Source organism: Streptomyces sp. NPDC047515, assembly GCF_040643055.1.
Taxonomy (GTDB): Bacteria; Actinomycetota; Actinomycetes; order Streptomycetales; family Streptomycetaceae; genus Streptomyces.
Genome location: NZ_JBEYTM010000007.1, coordinates 105,690 through 121,632 on the forward strand (window position 1 = coordinate 105,690; position 15,943 = coordinate 121,632).

9 protein-coding genes and 2 pseudogenes are annotated in these 15,943 nt (G+C 73.1%); 2 read left to right on the plus strand and 9 right to left on the minus strand.

Annotated features, from left to right (window positions below; translation table 11 throughout):
• Positions 1 to 8: 8 nt before the first annotated feature.
• On the minus strand, positions 9 to 1,025 hold the full coding sequence (locus ABZ826_RS08280; protein ID WP_361444077.1) for an aminoglycoside phosphotransferase family protein: 1,017 nt from the start codon (positions 1,023 to 1,025) through the stop codon (positions 9 to 11).
• A 431-nt stretch (positions 1,026 to 1,456) separates the two neighbouring features.
• A complete protein-coding gene (locus ABZ826_RS08285) occupies positions 1,457 to 1,666 on the minus strand; it encodes a hypothetical protein (RefSeq protein ID WP_361444080.1) in 210 nt (69 codons plus the stop codon).
• Between the two features lie 806 nt (positions 1,667 to 2,472).
• Here ABZ826_RS08285 and ABZ826_RS08290 point away from each other — a divergent pair.
• Entirely contained in the window at positions 2,473 to 3,831 is a 1,359-nt protein-coding gene (locus ABZ826_RS08290; RefSeq protein WP_361444083.1) for a serine/threonine-protein kinase, read from the plus strand.
• Between the two features lie 16 nt (positions 3,832 to 3,847).
• On the opposite strand, the pseudogene ABZ826_RS08295 reads toward ABZ826_RS08290, so the two are convergent.
• The 5 genes and pseudogenes from ABZ826_RS08295 to ABZ826_RS08315 all read right to left on the minus strand — a co-directional run.
• A pseudogene (locus tag ABZ826_RS08295) lies at positions 3,848 to 4,267 on the minus strand (RNA methyltransferase); the annotation flags it as partial.
• Between the two features lie 339 nt (positions 4,268 to 4,606).
• Positions 4,607 to 5,878 (minus strand): TIGR02679 family protein, encoded by a 1,272-nt coding sequence (locus ABZ826_RS08300; protein WP_361444086.1) that lies wholly within the window; start codon positions 5,876 to 5,878, stop codon positions 4,607 to 4,609.
• A complete protein-coding gene (locus ABZ826_RS08305; RefSeq protein ID WP_361444089.1) occupies positions 5,868 to 9,959 on the minus strand; it encodes a TIGR02680 family protein in 4,092 nt (1,363 codons plus the stop codon). The genes ABZ826_RS08300 and ABZ826_RS08305 overlap by 11 nt, the downstream gene beginning before the upstream one ends.
• A complete protein-coding gene (locus ABZ826_RS08310; protein WP_361444092.1) occupies positions 9,960 to 11,390 on the minus strand; it encodes a TIGR02678 family protein in 1,431 nt (476 codons plus the stop codon).
• Complete coding sequence (locus tag ABZ826_RS08315) at positions 11,387 to 12,925, minus strand: TIGR02677 family protein (RefSeq protein WP_361444095.1); 1,539 nt, start codon at positions 12,923 to 12,925, stop codon at positions 11,387 to 11,389. The genes ABZ826_RS08310 and ABZ826_RS08315 overlap by 4 nt, the downstream gene beginning before the upstream one ends.
• A 193-nt stretch (positions 12,926 to 13,118) precedes the next feature.
• On the opposite strand from ABZ826_RS08315, the pseudogene ABZ826_RS08320 reads away from it, so the two are divergent.
• A pseudogene (locus tag ABZ826_RS08320) lies at positions 13,119 to 13,328 on the plus strand (transposase); the annotation flags it as partial.
• A 158-nt stretch (positions 13,329 to 13,486) separates the two neighbouring features.
• Here ABZ826_RS08320 and ABZ826_RS08325 read toward each other — a convergent pair.
• Positions 13,487 to 14,383, minus strand: coding sequence for an RNA methyltransferase (locus ABZ826_RS08325; RefSeq protein WP_361444098.1), 897 nt, complete (start codon positions 14,381 to 14,383; stop codon positions 13,487 to 13,489).
• A 55-nt stretch (positions 14,384 to 14,438) separates the two neighbouring features.
• Positions 14,439 to 15,728, minus strand: coding sequence for a uroporphyrinogen-III C-methyltransferase (gene cobA, locus ABZ826_RS08330; protein ID WP_361444101.1), 1,290 nt, complete (start codon positions 15,726 to 15,728; stop codon positions 14,439 to 14,441).
• Between the last annotated feature and the right edge of the window lie 215 nt (positions 15,729 to 15,943).

Consider the following 15,943-nt stretch of genomic DNA (forward strand, 5'->3'; position numbering starts at 1 on the left):
GGTTCAGCCTACGACGAGTGCCCTGCGGCCAACTCGGGCGGGAGAGCGGCGATTCGGGCACAGGCATTGATCATCGTCCGCTCCACCTCATCCGGAGCCCGCCCCTCTGCTGCGGACTTGGCGAACGCCAGCGCCGCGGTCTGAATGGTCAGGGTCCGGGCCGGGGCGTCCAGTTCGGACCAGACGTCGCCGTCGGCGCGCACGGCGGGTCCGCCCGCTGCCCGGTAGGAGTCCAGGAAGCGAAGCCAGACGTCGGGGGGCAGCAGCCCCGCCGTGTACCAGGCGGCGGGGCGGGCGAGGTCCCAGGCTGGGTCGCCGAGGCCGACGTCGTCGACGTCGATGAGCAGCCAGGGGCCGCGGGGCGCGGGGTGACGGACGAGCTGCCCGAGGTGGAAGTCGCCGTGGCAGAGGAAGCGTGAGCGGTGCGGGGGCGCGTCGGCTTCGCCGCGGGCCCAGGCGGGCAGTCGGCGCCAGGCTTCGAGCACGGGAGCGGTGGCCGGGTCGCCGGGCCGGGCGGCGCGCATCCGGGCGACGGCGAACGCGGCCTTGGCGGGACCGCGCATCGGCGGGAGAGCGAGGGCGGGCGGGGGCGGGGTCCGGTGCAGCCCGGCCAGCAACGCGGCGGCCTCCTGCCAGGGGGCGGCGTCGGGGTCGCCGGGGTCGACCGGCTCGCCATGGGGCCACAGGGTGACGGGGCGGCCGCGGAGGGCGGTGGAAGGCGCGGGTGGCCCGATGGGAGTGGCGGACGGCCTCAGCGGCCGGGTCGCCGGGGCGGAGGGTGACAGCGGGGCGAGCAGGATGCCGGCGAGGAGCGGGTCCTTCGCGAGGGTGAGGCGGGCCAGCAGGTCGACGCTGTCCGCGTCGGGGGCGTGGGCCTTGGCGACGACGGCTCCGCTGCGGACCACGGTGCCGTCCGCGCGGTCGGCGAGCACCGCCGGGGGCGGGCAGGCGCAGGGGTGCTCGGGGTGTACATGGGCGGCCCGGTGGGCGAGGGCGCCGAGCGCGCGTACGACTGCGGTGGTCACGGTCTCCCCGGTGGCTGGCAGGCGCGGGCGGCGGCCCGGCTTTTGTGTCGGGCCTCCACGAGAGTACGGGCGGCTCGGTCCGCGACGGTTCCGCGGACGAGCCGGCGGGGCGGCGCGAACGCCGTGGGCACGACGACGCCCCTCGTGCGGCGCAAGGACGGCAAGCCCCGCGAACACCGTGGGCGCCGCGCAGACCCTGGGCGGCGCGAACGGCGCGGGCACCACGGAAGCCCTGGGCGGCGTGAGCTCCGTGGGCGGCGCGAAAGCCGTGGGGGTCGTCGTGAAGAGCCCCGGAAAGCCCCGGACAGCGCGATGTCCGGTCAGCTCCCCAGCTGACCGGACAAACGCTGCCGTCCGCCGCACCCCCGTCCCCACGGGGTTGTTGGCCGGATGTCCCGGTCCGGACCGCTCTTCCGGACCCGGGGCGCCGCTCAGCGCCCCAGCATCACGCCCACGGACGACGCCTGTGTGACCACTGCGTCCCAGCCGCCGAAGACGACCACGAGCAGGGCCGCCAGAGGAAGAACCATCGCCGTCGCCACCAGCGGGTGACGCGTGCCGGACGACGGGCGGCCGCCGAACGACGCCTGGACCCTGCGTCCCCGCGTGCGGATCATGGTCCGCGTTGCCGTGTCCGCCATGGTTCCTCTCCTGACTCGATGTGGGGCGGCGGGCGTGTGACCTCGAGGGACGAGTGCAGCGCCCGCCGCTTGACCTCAACATTAGGGAAGCGGAAGACGTACGACGTCATGCCCGCGTACCGATTGCCGGGCCTCCCGGAGGATGAGCCGTGGGTAGCCGATGTACTCCCCTGGGTGGAGATCGGCCGCCTCGTACCGGGGTCTTCCCGGAGGGGGCGCCCTACGTCCTGCGCCCGGCAACCTCCGATGCATTCGAGAACTGGTCGGGGACAACGCCGCGCCAGGGCTGGACGGTGAACGACCCCGGTGACGACGTGACCTGGCTCTCGGAGAACCGCAGCCGCACCGATCCGGCCCCGGGACGCTCGGTGACCCTCAGGGTGACCGTGGACTCCTCGGGCCTGTCCGGGCCCGGCGGCTACGGCGGCTACGGCGGCTACGGCGCGAAGGTGACCCCGGGCACGGACACCCCGCCGCGTTCCCGCGCAGCCATGGGGCCCCGTGACTTCACTCACTCGCCCGCGCCCCGCCTCCCCGCCCCCGGCCACGGCTGCGCGGCCGCGACCGGTGAGGTCGCGTGCCCGCCGGTCGGGGCGCCTGCGGGCAGCCAACCTCCCGCCCCCGCAACCGCGTTGGGACGGGTTGCCACGGCGTCGCGGGGAGGGGTCCGTGCCGACTGTCCGTCATGGACCGGGCCGCGCACCGGCAATCGATCGGCGGGCGAGGGCGCGGCCTCTGAGCGCCCCGGGCGCCGGGTACGTAAGCTGTGCCTCGTCAGGCGTACCAGGCAGCGGGGATGGGCAGACATGGCGATGATGCGGCTCCGGCGCGAGGACCCGCGTGTCGTCGGCTCGTTCAGGCTGCACCGGCGGCTCGGGGCGGGCGGCATGGGGGTCGTCTATCTCGGTTCCGACCGGCGGGGCCAGCGGGTGGCCCTGAAGGTGATCCGGCCGGATCTGGCGGAGGACCAGGAGTTCCGCTCGCGGTTCGCGCGCGAGGTGTCCGCCGCACGGCGGATCCGCGGTGGCTGTACGGCACGTCTGGTGGCCGCGGACCTGGAGGCGGATCGCCCCTGGTTCGCCACGCAGTACGTCCCGGGGCCGTCGCTGCACGACAAGGTGGCCGAGGAGGGTCCGCTGTCGGCGGCCGAGGTGGCCTCGATCGGGGCGGCGCTCTCCGAGGGCCTGGTGGCGGTGCACGAGGCCGGTGTCGTCCACCGCGACCTCAAGCCGTCGAACATCCTCCTCTCCCCCAAGGGCCCCAGGATCATCGACTTCGGGATCGCCTGGGCGACCGGTGCCTCCACGCTCACCCATGTCGGTACGGCCGTGGGCTCGCCCGGATTCCTCGCTCCCGAGCAGGTGCGCGGGGCGGCGGTGACGCCCGCGACGGACGTGTTCTCGCTCGGTGCCACGCTGGCGTACGCGGCGATGGCCGACTCACCTTTCGGGCACGGCAGTTCCGAGGTGATGCTGTACCGCGTGGTGCACGAGGAACCGCAGTTGTACGACGTGCACGACGCGCTCGCACCACTGGTGAGCGCCTGCCTGGCGAAGGACCCGGAGGAGCGGCCGAGCACGCTTCAACTCTCCATGCGGCTCAAGGAGATCGCGGCGAGGGAGGCGCAGGGGCTGCACGAGACCCGCCCGCCCGTGCAGCGTTCGGCGCGGGAGCTGGACCGGCCGACCGGCCGTCTCGACGGCCCGTACACCGAGCAGCACACCCGGCGCACGGCCCCTCCGGCACCCCGTCAGCAGAAGCAACCGCAGAGCGGCCGGCAGGCCACGTCGTCGCGGGCGGGGTCGCCCCGTACCGGTGGTTCACGCCCCGCGCAGCATCACCCGCACCAGCCCCCGCGCAGCACCACGCGGTCCGGCAGGCGCCCGCAGGGCACGAACGGGACGAACGGCCGACCGGGTACGCGGCCCGGGGCCCGCAAGACCTCGACGGGGCGCCGTCCGGCCAATCCGCGGCTGCTGCGGCAGCGGCTCGTGGTCTTCGTCGTGGTGACGCTGCTGGTGGCGCTGGGCATCGCGGCGGCGCAGGGCTGCCAGGGCCCGGCCCGCGGTCTGGGCACGGGCCGGACGCAGCCCACGGAGCAGCCCCAGTCACAGACGCAGAGCCAGAGCGAGAGCGAGACGATGCGGAGCCTGCGGGTCCAGTAGTCGGCCGGCTCTGTGGTCAGCTCTGCGGGCGGCCCGATGCCACGGCGTAGAACGCGACCGCGGCGGCCGCTCCCACGTTCAGTGAGTCGACGCCGTGCGCCATCGGGATGCGGACCCATTGGTCGGCGGCGACCAGGGCCTGGGTGGAGAGTCCGTCGCCCTCGGCACCGAGCATCAGCGCCACCTTGTCCATCCGGTGCGGTGCCGCCTCCTCGATGCTGCTGGCCTTTTCGTCCGGGGTCAGTGCGAGCAGTTCGAAGCCCGCTTCCCGTACGGTCTCCAGGGCCTTGGGCCAGGTGTCGAGACGGGCGCAGGGGACGGAGAAGACCGCGCCCATCGAGACCTTGACGGAGCGGCGGTAGAGCGGGTCCGCGCAGTCCGGGGAGAGCAGCACGGCGTCCATGCCGAGGGCGGCGGCGCTGCGGAAGATCGCGCCGGCGTACCTCCGCGGCACTGGCATCGCCGAGGACATCTTCGGATGGATGGCGTGACACCCTGGCCAGCCGCCAGGGTGTCATGGGACATACGGCCGCGTTCTTGGACGCGTAGCCGCAGGGTCAGGAGGCTCGTTGCCAGGGTGACCAGCTCTTCGAGTACGAGCGCCGAGGAACGGTCTGGCAGCACCGGAACGCCACCGCTGCGTAGCCAGGCGGACGACATCCTGGGGCGCTGGGAATCGGTCCGGGCCTCGCCTCGGCGAGAAAGTTCACGACTGCCACGCTCCTCATGTGCGCAAAGCGACGGCTCCGCCGGCACGCCGCCCGTACCGAGCTCATCAGCCGAGGTCCGAGAGGAGTTCGGGAAGCAGCCGTTCCTCCATGACTGCCTGGCCCGACTCGCTCAGTGCGGGAGCGAGGGCGCAGTCCCAGGGGCTGGAGGCGGGCGATCCGGTCAGCGGGGTGGACTCGCCCCGTTCCAGGGCACCGCGGTAGTCGTTCGTGGTCATGCGCCAGGGCAGGGCGCCGTGGCGTTCCATGGCGGCGGCGGTGATACGCAGACCGGTCCAGTCGAAGTCGGCGCGCCAGTGCAGGCGGGCACCGGATCGGGCAGCGCCGGCGAGGAGCTTGTGGCACGCGGCGGAGGGGATGCCTTCGGTGCAGACCAGGGCCGCGGCGCGGTTTTCGAGTTCGGCGGCGGCCGCGCGCAGTACGGCGGGGTTCTCACAGACGTGGATCTCACGGGCGGCGGGAACGACATCGGAGACAGCCAGCTGGTGGAGGGTGAGGCGGAAGGGGATACCGAAGTCGGCGGCGTCGCGCAGCCAGTCGCAGACCACGTCGCCGCCCCGGGCGCCGATGTTGAGGACGAGGACTTGGCTGGCGAGGTCGTCGACGACGGCTCCGGCGCTCTCCCACAGGGTGCGGCGTCCGGCCCGGTCACGTGGAACATGGCCCGGTTCGTCACCGCCGGGCGTGGCGCGCAGGACGAGGGCGCGCAGAACGAGCTGTTCGAGTGGGCTGCCGGGAAGCAGGGCCTTGGTGTCTCCGGTGGCCCACTCCGCCAGAACGGGCAGCGGGAGCAGGCCCCGGCCGGCGTCTCCACATGCCCCGGGCAGCTTCTCCAGGACGCGGACGGCGGCCTGGAGCAGGGCGCCGTCGCCGCGCCGCAGCAAGCGGGTGAGGGTGCCGTCAGCGGCGATCCCCTCCAGCCAGGCCGGGTACCAGTCCTGGGCAGCGAGGGGTGAGGCATGGGCGGCTTCGAGGGCCCGGGCACGGGCGGACGCCTCGTCGGCGCGCTCGGCCGGCCGGTCGCGCAGGGGCCCGTGCAGTCGGCCCAGGGTCTTGAGCAGGCCGGTTCCGTAACGTCCGTAAAGGTAGTTGTCGAGGTCGGTCAGGGGGACGATGAGGCGTTTGGCGGTCTCGGGGCGGTAGCGGCCGGTGAGGCCGATGACTGCGCGGCGTTCGGCTTCGGTGGGGGTGGTGAGGCCGATGCCGCCGTCGAGGGCGCCGCCGGTGCGTTCCAGGCGGCGACGGGCGGCGGCGAGGAGGCGCTGCCAACCCTCCTCACCCAGTTCCGTGTACGACGGGGGGTGCGGCTCAGTTGGCAAGCTGGGCCTCCCGACGTACGGAGCGGGTACCCGGTGAGCCGAGTGCGGCGCTCAGGGTACCGGTGTCGTCGGCGTGCAGGCGCTCGCCGTCCCACAGGAGCAATAGGGCAGAGACGGTGTGGTCGACGGCGGAGTGGGCGAGGTCGTAGTGGGCAGCGGCGCCGACCGCGCTGTGCACGGCCCACAGGTCGTAGCCGGTCATGAACAGGTCGAGGTCGAACTGGGCGGCCAGTGACATGAGTTCGCCGCGCCCGGTGTCGTCGACGCCGGCGAAGGCCTCGTCGAGGGCGAGCAGGCGGGGCGCGCCGGGGTGGGCGGAGTTCAGCATGGCGTGGGCGGCGGCGAACAGCGGCAGGTGCAGGGAGACGGACTGCTCGCCGCCGGACAGGCGGCTGTGCCGGGCCCTTGTGAGGCGTTCTTCGACGCCGCCGGGGCGAACCAGCTGGAAGGCGAACTGGCGCCAGCGCCGGTAGTCCAGGACCTCGGCGAGCAGCTGCCGATAGGGGGTTTCGCGCTGCCGGGCACGGGCGGTCTTGATCTGCGCGGCAAAGTGGGTGCGCATCCGGGCCAGCTTCTCGGGGCCGAGGCGGGCCGCGTCGGCGTCCAGGAGGGCGCAGACGGCGCGCTGTTCGTCGTCGAGGCTGTCGGCGAGCAGCCAGCTCACACCGACGGTGGTGCCCGAGGACATACGGCGTTCGCGCATGTCGGTGTTCATACGGCGGATCAGGTCGCGCGCGTCGACGGTTCGGTCGTGGATCTGCTGAGCGAGGCGGGTGAGCAGGGCGTCCTCAAGGATCCGCTGTTCGGAGTCGGAGAGGAGCTCGGCCTGGTCTCGGCGGTGGGAGGCGATCTTCTCGGCGAAGGCGGCGATGGGCAGCGGGCCCTGCTCGTCGGCGACGGTGACGGTGATGACGCCGCTGGAGCTGTCCCAGGCGGGTTGGTAGTCCTGTCCTGCGGCGGCGAGCTGGGCGTGCAGGTCCTCCAGGGCCGTGGTGAGGCGGGTGACGGACTGTTTGACGCTGGACTCGGTGGGGGTCAGGTCGCGGGTGGCAGTCAGGATCCCCTCGTGGACGGCGACAGCGGCGGGCGGCAGGACCTGGCCGATCCAGTCGGCTTCCTGGGCGGGCCACGCCAGGTGGGGCGGGCAGCGCAGGATGTCGAGTAGTTCGCGGGCCGCGTACGGAGCGAGGCCGCGGGCGGTGTCCTGCTCTTCGGCGACGGCGACCTGCCGGGCCTCGGCGGCGGCGGTGCGGCGGGCCTCGGCTGCGGCCAGGCGGCCGATCGCCTCGTCCTTGGCGGAGCGGGCGGCCTCTGTCTCCTGCGCAGCGGTCTCCAGGCTGTTCCCGGTCTCCTCGACCCGGGCCATGACCTGCTGCGCCTCGGCACCGACGGCCTCACGCAGCGCCTGGAGTCCGGCGGCTTCCTCGGCGTGGCGGCGGCGGGCGGCACGCTCGGCTTCGGCGGTGCTCTCCTCGTCCTCAGCGGCGGTGGTGAGCCGGTCGGCGGCGGCCGCGGCGGTCTCGGTCTGCCGGGTGTGCTCACGGCGCCGGACGGCCAGTTCGCTCGCCGCCTGCTCGAAGGCGCGGGTGGCGGACTCGGTGTCGTCCGCGCCCGTGGCGGTGACGCCGTGCTCCGACTCGGCGCGGTGCAGTGCGCGTTCGGCGACCGCGCAGGCGGCCTGGGTCTCGTCGTAGGCCGACTGGGCGAAGTCCGCGGCCTCGCGCTTGGCGCGCAGGGCGGCGACGGCCCGGTCCAGGGCGCGCAGGTGTGGGGTGAGGACGGTGGTGCGGGGAAGGGCCGCGCGGGCGGTGTCGTACTCCTGGAGGGACTGCTCGCAGCCGGACCTGGCCCGCGTCACCTCTGCGAGCTGGGTGTCGAGTTCGGCCAGGAGTGTGTCGCAGGCGGCGATGCGGGCGGCGCGGCGGCGCATCCGGGCGGTGGCGCCGACGTACTCGGCGTGCGGTTTGGCGTGGGCGCCGATGAGGATCCCGGCGGCGTACCGGCCGTCCGGGCAGATGGCGGTGGATGCCCCCGCCACGTCGGAGACTGCTACCGACTCCAGGACGGCGGTGATCCTGGCGGCCGGGATGCACGTGCCGGTCTCTGGGCGCAGCAGGTCGGCGAGACTGGGCCCGTCGACGGGGGTGGTGGCGCGGAGGTACCCGTCGCCGGCGGCTTGAGGGTGGTCCTCGGAGGTGACGAGCGCGTCGAGCAGGCCGGACGCCTCCAGGGCCGCTTCCACGCCTGCGCGCCCCGCGTCGTCGAGGCCGTCGGCGAAGTCGACCAGGCGCCACAGGGGCAGGGCGCCTTCCAGGCCTTCCCGGTCAGTGGTGCGGCCGCGGGCGCCAGGCGGGGCGTCGTCGTGCTCGGCGGCGATCCGTGTCCGTTCGGCCTCGGTCTTGGCCCGGTGGTCCTCAAGCGCCTCGCGCTGGGTGCGCAGGGCGGCCAGGCGGTCGCGCAGGTCTTGCACGGCTGGGGCGGTGGCCTCGGTGAACAGGTCGGTGAGTGTGGGGGTACCAGCTCCCGCGCCGTCCGGCTCGGCGGCCGCGTCGAGGGCTGCCTCGAGGCGGTCCGCGGCGTCCTCGGGGAGCAGTCCGCCGTACTGGCCGGTCCACCGCCCGTACTGCTCCCGCAGTTGCTGGTGCGCGGCAGTGAGCGCGGCCTGTGCCGTCTGTTCTTCCTGCTCGGCGGCCCAGGCCGCTTCCTGGGCACGCTCCTGTCCGGCGCGGGCCGCCTGGCGGGTCCGCACAGCGTCCCTCAAGTGCCCTCCGGCGGCCCGGACCACCCGTACGCCTTCGTGGCGGGCAGCGGCGCGGGCCGAAGCACGTTCGGTGAGCACGGAGGGGGCGGTGTCGGCGGCACTCCAGGCGATACCGGCGCGGTGTGCGTGGTCGGCGAGGGCGGCTGCCGAGGTGCTGACGGCGGTGGCGAGTTCGGCGGCCAGTTGCCCGGCGCGTTCGGCCTCGGCGCGGGCCCGACCGGTGGCGGCGGTGCGCCGTTCGCGCTCAGAGGTGGCCTGCCGGGCGGTCTGCTCGCAGGTGCGTACCAGGCGTTCCAGGTCGGCGAGTTGCTCGACGGCCTGGTAGGCGGCCGAGGATCGCAGCTGCTCCAGGCGGGCGCGCAGCGCGCCGAGCGCCGCCTCGGCCTCGTCGGCTCGGGTGCCGGCCGCCGCCCGCTTCTCGCGGGCCTCGTCGAGTTCCGTTTGCGCCGCGGCGTGGGCGCGTTCGCGTTCCGTGCTCTCGGCCCGCCGTGCGCTGAGCCGGTCGGCGGCGACCCGGGCGTTGACCCGCAGGTACGTCGAGTAGGCGGCGAGAAATGACCCAGTGGCCTCGTCGGCGGCGACCAGACCTTCCAGGGTTCGCTGAACGGACTCCATGTCGTCGAAGGAGCGGGCGGCCTCGCCGATCAGGTCCTCGTCCAGCGGGCGCAGACCCTCGGTGAGGGTGTCGGAGAGCCTGACCGGGTCGAGGTTCTTGGCCAGCTGCGGTCGGCGCAGCGTGAGGATGAGGGTGAGCAGCTGTTCGTAGCGCTCCCGGCCGAGGCCGAACAGCCGCTGGTCGACAGCGGCCCGGTAGTCGGTGGTCGAGGCGATCGGTTCCACGCCGAGCGGGGCGAGTTCGGCGGCCAGCTGCTTCTTCGTCAGCGGCCGGTCGTCGTCGGTGAGCAGCGAGAAGTCCTCGCCGATGCGGCCGTCGGCGACGAAATGCCAACGGGCAGGGGTGTCCCGGTGCCGTTGGGCGTGCAGGCCGATGCCGCAGGTGACCACCTGTCCGGTCGCCCGGTGGGTGAACTCGATCCATACGTAGCCAAGGGCGCCCTCCTGCCCGCGGAAGAGCAGGTTGGACTTCATGGTGCGATCCTCGGCAGCGAACGGGTTGAGCCGCTTGGGATCGATCCGCCCGTCCAGAACGAACGGGAAGAGAACTTCGAGGGCCTTGGTCTTGCCTGATCCGTTGGGCCCGCGCAGCACCAGCCAGCCGCCGGCGAAGGAGAACTCCTCGTCGCGGTAGTCCCACAGGTTGACGATCCCGGCGCGGGTGGGTACGAAGCGGGGCTGGAGGTCGGTGGGCGGAGTACTCACTTAAGCGGGGTCCTTCACATCGTCGGCGGGGAAGAGGGCGGCCGGGGCCGCTGCTTCGGGGGTACGGGGACGGGTGCGCGTCTTCACCTCGGCTGTCACCCCGCGGTAGCGGGCCAGCAGCGGCAGTGCGAGGACACCGCCTTCCACCCGCACGACGAGCGACATGGCGGCCAGTAGATCCAGGACCTGTTCGAGGAGCCGGTCGGTGTCCCCGCGCAGCTCGGCGGCGAAGCCTGCGCCGTACTGCTCGGTGATGTCCTTGGTCCGGCCGCGTAGCCAGGAGATGGTGACGAACGGGTAGCGGGCCTGGGCAGCAGCGGTGTCGACGCTCCTTTCCCCTCCGGCGCCCGCCTCCTCCCCGCCGCCGTCCGTGGCGGCATCGGCGAACACTCCCTGCGCGGGAAGCGCCAGGTCGATACGGCCGGCCCGGTCCGCGAGGCGCTCCGCGGCGGTCGGCGCGGGCAGCAGCTCGGGCGCGTGCCGTCCGGTGCGCGCCGCGACCTGACTGATCCGCGCCCCGAGCAGCAGCGCGGCCTGCGCGACGGTGCCGCCGCCGGGGAACCGCGTATCGGACAGGCGCCCCGAAGTGTCCACCAGGGCGATGCCCTCCGCACGCCGCTCCACAGTGAGGCCGGTGAGGCGAGTGAGGTCCTCGGCGAGCGCGGGGGCACGCAGCTGGCCGGCCAGCTCGGGGTCCGAGTCGGCGTAGTAGGCGACCGGGTGCTCCAGGACCAGGCGCCTCGCCCGCCTGGCCGCGGACAGCCGCTGCGCCCGGCGCCCCTCGGACAGGCTCCGCGCACCCGCCGAGTCGAGCAGCACGGTCACCGAGGCGACGTGCTGGAGGACGCGGGTGGGCTGGTGGACGGCAGTGAGCACCTCCCGGTCGATGTCGTAGAGGGCCTCGGCCCGCTCCGGGTCGGTGGCCCAGGAGGTGGCCGAGCCGTCGGCCAGGCGCAGCGCGCCGCGTTCGGTGAGCCAGGTGACGGCGTCGACGAAGGCGTCCCGGTCGTGTTTACGGGCGGTGTCCAGGCCGAGTCCGTCGATGCGGGCCGCATCCGCAGCCACCGCGTCGGCGAGCTCCCCGAGAGCGGCCTGGGCACCGTGCCGGCCGAGAGCGGCCAGGGTGAGGGCGAGGTAGGCGTAGCGGCGCCGGTCGAAGGGGCGACCGGACCGGGTGAGCGCGGGCCGGGTGGCGTCGAGCTGGTCCTGGGCGCGCTGAAGGCGGGCGGTGTCGGCGGTGGTGATCAGCCGGTAGCCGAGCACCTCCATCAGATCGGTACGCAGTTGGTCGGCCCAGCGCCGCACGGTCACCAGCGCGCCGCTGTCCGGGTACACCGTGGTTATCAGCGGGTGCCGCAGCACGAGCCGTACGGCCTTTTGGTAATCGGCCAGTTCCAGGGCCGAGACATGCTCGGCCACGCGGGTGCTCATCCGGTGACCTCCAGGCGCAGCCCGTCCAGGTGCAGGTGCCCGCGCACGGTCCGCACCGTGGTGAACGCCTCGCCGGGCCCCGTCGGGACGAGCGTGAGCCGCACCCCGTGCGCCGAGCCGGAGGCCGTCTGCCCCGCGATACCCCGGGTGACCGGCACCCGCGCGGCCAGCGCCACGTCCATCAGGGAGAGCAGCGCACGGGTCTCGGCCTCGTCCAGGACCCGACCGTAGGCACCATCGCGGGCCAGGGCGGCGGCAGCTCCCCTGCGTTCGGCCTGCTCCTCGACCTGCTCGGCCCGCAGCCGGGCCCGCTCGGCGTCGTTGCGCTCGATCCGGCCGGGCCCCTTGAGCGAGGGCGCGCGGCCCGACTGCACCAGGGTGCGGGCCAGCTCCACCGGCTCCGCCTCCCACCACGACGTACGCCCGGGAATCAACTCGGGATCCGGATACGGGACGGCGATGTGCCGGGGCGAACCCAGCCCGAACACCGCCTGGAACAGGGCATGTGCGTCGTCGTCGCTGACACACGAGGTGAACCACTGGGCCAGATGCCGCAGTTGACTCTCCCGGCTGACTCCCCCGCGCCGCGCCTCGGTCACCCGCCTCAGCAGCGCGAGCACCGAGCGGATCGCAGTGACTGTCGCATCCTGCAGCCGCTCGGCCTCACTGTGCTCCCGCTCCCCGAACCAGTGCACGATCCCGGCCCACCGCTGCCGCCAGTCCTCCAGCCGCGCCGCCGGGGTCCTGAAGAGCCGCTCGTCGGCCTCCGCGGCGTACTCGACCATGCGGTCCACCCCACTCACCGCCGCCTTCTCCACGGCCTCGGCCAACAGCGGGGCGTAGCGTCCCAGTTCAGCGGTGAACTCCCGCATGTGCGAGAGCAGCGCGTCCTTGTGCGCGAGGAACACCTCAGGGCGGGTGTCGTTGGTCCGCGCCAGGTCACCGAGCATCAGGTAGAAGCGGGCAGCCCGCTGCGCCATCTCGTTCAGCACGGAGTCCAGACGGCCCAGCTTGCGGTAGACCTCCTCGGCGTCGCCCGCGTCATTCGCCACGGCGAGCGCGGCCAAGTCTGCGAGGATGTCCGGGAAGACGAGCCGCGAGAGCTGCGCGTCCTCCAGGGCCGCGCCGAGTACGTCCTCCACCGCCCGGTAGGCCCGGTATCCGGCCTGGGTGAACTGGTACACGTAGTGCCGGTTGCGGTACTCTGCCAGGTTCGCCGCCCGCGTCCCGTCGTAACTACGGTCGAGCACCCGCCACTCGGCGAGCGCGTCCAGCAGCGGTTGTACGTTGCCGACGGCCGCCGCCGCAGGATGGTCCGCCGCCAGCCTGCCCACCAAGGTGGCCGCATCGGAAACGTGCAGCAGCACCTGGTAGTTGGCCCGACCCCGGTCGAAGGCGCGCAGCAGCCACAGGTACTCGTGACGCTTCTCGGCGGCCGCGAAGTGGAATAGGGTCAGCCGGTCGTCGAGAGTGAAGGCGTCGATCCCGAAAGCGTCGTCGCGTGCGTTGTCCGGGGGCGTCAGGCCCGGGGACACAACGCCTGTCGGTACACCCGGGTGTGAGGCAAGGGGATCGTCATTCACGGGCGTCAGCGGCTTCCTCGTACGGCGGGACGGAGCCGGCGGGACAGAGCCGGACCGGAACCCCATTCTGCCGCCTGGACACCGAGCTGGGAAAACCCGCTGAACGTACCCATCAGCGCAGGTAGACTGCGCGCCCATCCGGGTCTTGCCCCTCGCGGTCGACGTCTCCTATTGGCTCCGCCCCGATGCTCCCTCCAGTGACGAGTGTCTGTTCTGCCATGTGTACGGGCGCAGACGCAGCGCGGATCAGCTCATCCCCTGCCGGCCGTACTCCTTCGTCGCCGCCCTGGAGCGCGGCCGCTCCTCGTGGTGCGCGCTTCTGGACGCGCTGCGGCTGGGCCCGGCCGACGACGCCGACCTCCGCAGTGCGGCCGGGCGCTTCGCGGAACGGTGGAACCTCCGCGTCGACGAAGTCACTCGGTTCAGCAACGGCTACTGCTCCGAACTCGTCGACCCCGACGACAAGGACGCCACCGAAGCCCAGCGGCAGACGAGTCGGCCCGTACGCCGGGTTCAGGCTACTCGCGGCCGGGTGGCGTAGAAGGCCACAGCCGAGGCGGCTGCCACATTGAGAGAGTCGACACCGGCGTCCATCGGGATGCGGACGTGCTCGTCAACTGCAGCGAGCGTACCGGGGGTGAGGCCGGCGCCTTCCGTGCCGAAGACCAGGGCAAGTGCCTCGACTTTTCGCGCGGCAAGTTCATCGAGGGTGATCGCTCGGTCACTCAAACAGAGTGCGGCGACCGTGAAACCCTCGGAGCGCAAGACCTCGACTCCCCTCGGCCAGGACTCGAAACGAGTCCATGGCACCTGAAAGACGCCCCCCATCGAGACCTTCACGGACCTCCGGTAGAGAGGATCGGCGCAGCCGGGGGTGAGGAAGACTGCGTCAACGCCGAGGGCAGCGGCGTTCCTGAAAGCAGCCCCCAGATTGGCGTGATCGACGATATCCTCGAACACGGCCACGCGCCGAGCTGCACGTTCTCGTAGACCCAAAGGCAACATCGCGCCGATGTTGGTGTGGTCGTTGACGGCCTCCATGACGACCACCCGGCGGGTCGTCGCCAGCAGTTCGTCGGCGGTCGGCAGGGGCTTGCGCTGCATCGAGGCGAGAGCGCCGCGGTGGACGTGGTAGCCGGTGACGCGTTCGGCGAGTTCGGGGCTGACCGCGTACACCGGGGCCGGCACCTCGTCGATGACATCGCGCATCAGATCGATCCACTTCGCCGAGAGCAGCATCGACCGCATCTCGTAACCGGCGTGCCTGGCACGTCTGATCACCTTCTCGCCCTCGGCGATGAAGAGGCCCTCGGCGGGCTCTCGTCTCCGCCGGAGTTCGACGTCGGTCAGTCCGGTGTAGTCGCTCAGACGGGGGTCGTCGGGATCGTCGACGGTGACGAGATCAGCCACGGGTTTGATACTGCCTTGTCCGATGTGTGGTGCCAACGGCTGGGAGAAAGATCGGTTACCGCTGGTTACTCGGCGGGGACGGGGTAGACGCTCGCGCCGGCTGTTCGGCGGGCACCGCCGCTGCGCCGGTGCCGACCGCGACGACGTCGCCGATGACGATGACGGCCGGGGGGCGCACGTCTTCGGCCGCGGCCCGTTCGGCGACGGTCGCGAGCGTGGCGTCGACCTTGCGCTGGGCCGCCGTGGTGCCCTCCTGGACCAGGGCGACCGGGGTCCCCGGGGCCTTGCCGTGGGCGATGAGGGTGCGGGCGATGGCGCCGATCTTGTCGACGGCCATCAGGAGCACGAGGGTGCCGCGCAGCTTGGCGAGGGAGGGCCAGTCGACCAGTGAGCGTTCGTCGTCGGGGGCGACATGGCCGCTCACCACCGTGAACTCATGGGCCACACCGCGGTGGGTGACGGGGATTCCGGCCGCGCCCGGCACGGAGATCGAGCTGGAGATGCCGGGGACGACGGTGCAGGCGATGCCCTCGGCGGCGAGCGCCTGGGCCTCCTCCATGCCGCGGCCGAAGACGAACGGGTCGCCGCCCTTGAGCCGCACGACGGCCTTGCCCGCCTTGGCGTGCTCGATGAGCGCCTGGTTGATCGCCTCCTGGGCCATGTAGCGGCCGTACGGGATCTTCGCCGCGTCGATCACCTCGACGTGCGGCGGGAGTTCGTCGAGCAGGTCGCGCGGGCCGAGACGGTCGGCGATGACGACGTCGGCCTCGGCGAGGAGGCGGCGTCCGCGCACCGTGATCAGGTCGGGGTCACCGGGCCCACCGCCGACCAGGGCGACGCCGGGGGTCCGGGTGCGGTGGTGGGGTGCGGCGAGGCTGCCGTCGCGCAGGCCCTCGACGATGGCGTCGCGGACGGCGGCGCTGTGGCGCGGGTCGCGGCCGTGGGTGTCGGTGGTGAGGACGGCGACGGTCATGCCCTCGCTGCGGCCGGTGGCCGGGGTGAGGGCGGTGGCGGCATCGGCGTTGTCGCTGCGGACGCACCAGGTGCGGGTGCGCTCGGCCTCGGCGGAGGCGGCGTCGTTCGCCGCGGTGTCGTCGGACGCGATGAGCGCGTACCACGTGTCGGCCAGGTCGCCGTCGGCGTACGGGCGGCGTTCCCAGCGGATCTCTCCGGCGTCGGCCATCGCCTCGACGGACGGGGTCGCGGTCGGCGATACGAGGACGACGTCGGCGCCCGCCGCGATCAGCGCCGGGAGGCGGCGCTGGGCGACCTGGCCGCCGCCGACCACGACGACGCGGCGGCCACCGAGACGCAGTCCGACGGGGTACGCGGGGTGATCGGCCATGGCGGTGCGGGCTCCTCGTGCAGGGGACGGAGTGCGGCGGCCGCTGCGGCGGTGGAGCGGCTTCGACGTGCGGGTTCGTGGGGTGGAGTCCACGATACGGGGTGGCGTGCGGGGGTGGTACGGGCGAGGTCGGGGGCAGTGGCGGGCCTGTTGCCCCGACCGCCACCGGCCCCGACCGGGACCTTGCTCCTACCCCGCGTCTCGAACGCCGTCGG

What these genes read in the sequence shown, in the direction of transcription:
- ABZ826_RS08285 (WP_361444080.1), bottom strand. Translation starts at nt 1,666, where the DNA reads ATGGCGGACACGGCAACGCGGACCATGATCCGCACGCGGGGACGCAGG.
- ABZ826_RS08290 (WP_361444083.1), top strand. Translation starts at nt 2,473, where the DNA reads ATGGCGATGATGCGGCTCCGGCGCGAGGACCCGCGTGTCGTCGGCTCG.
- ABZ826_RS08310 (WP_361444092.1), bottom strand. Translation starts at nt 11,390, where the DNA reads ATGAGCACCCGCGTGGCCGAGCATGTCTCGGCCCTGGAACTGGCCGAT.
- cobA (WP_361444101.1), bottom strand. Translation starts at nt 15,728, where the DNA reads ATGGCCGATCACCCCGCGTACCCCGTCGGACTGCGTCTCGGTGGCCGC.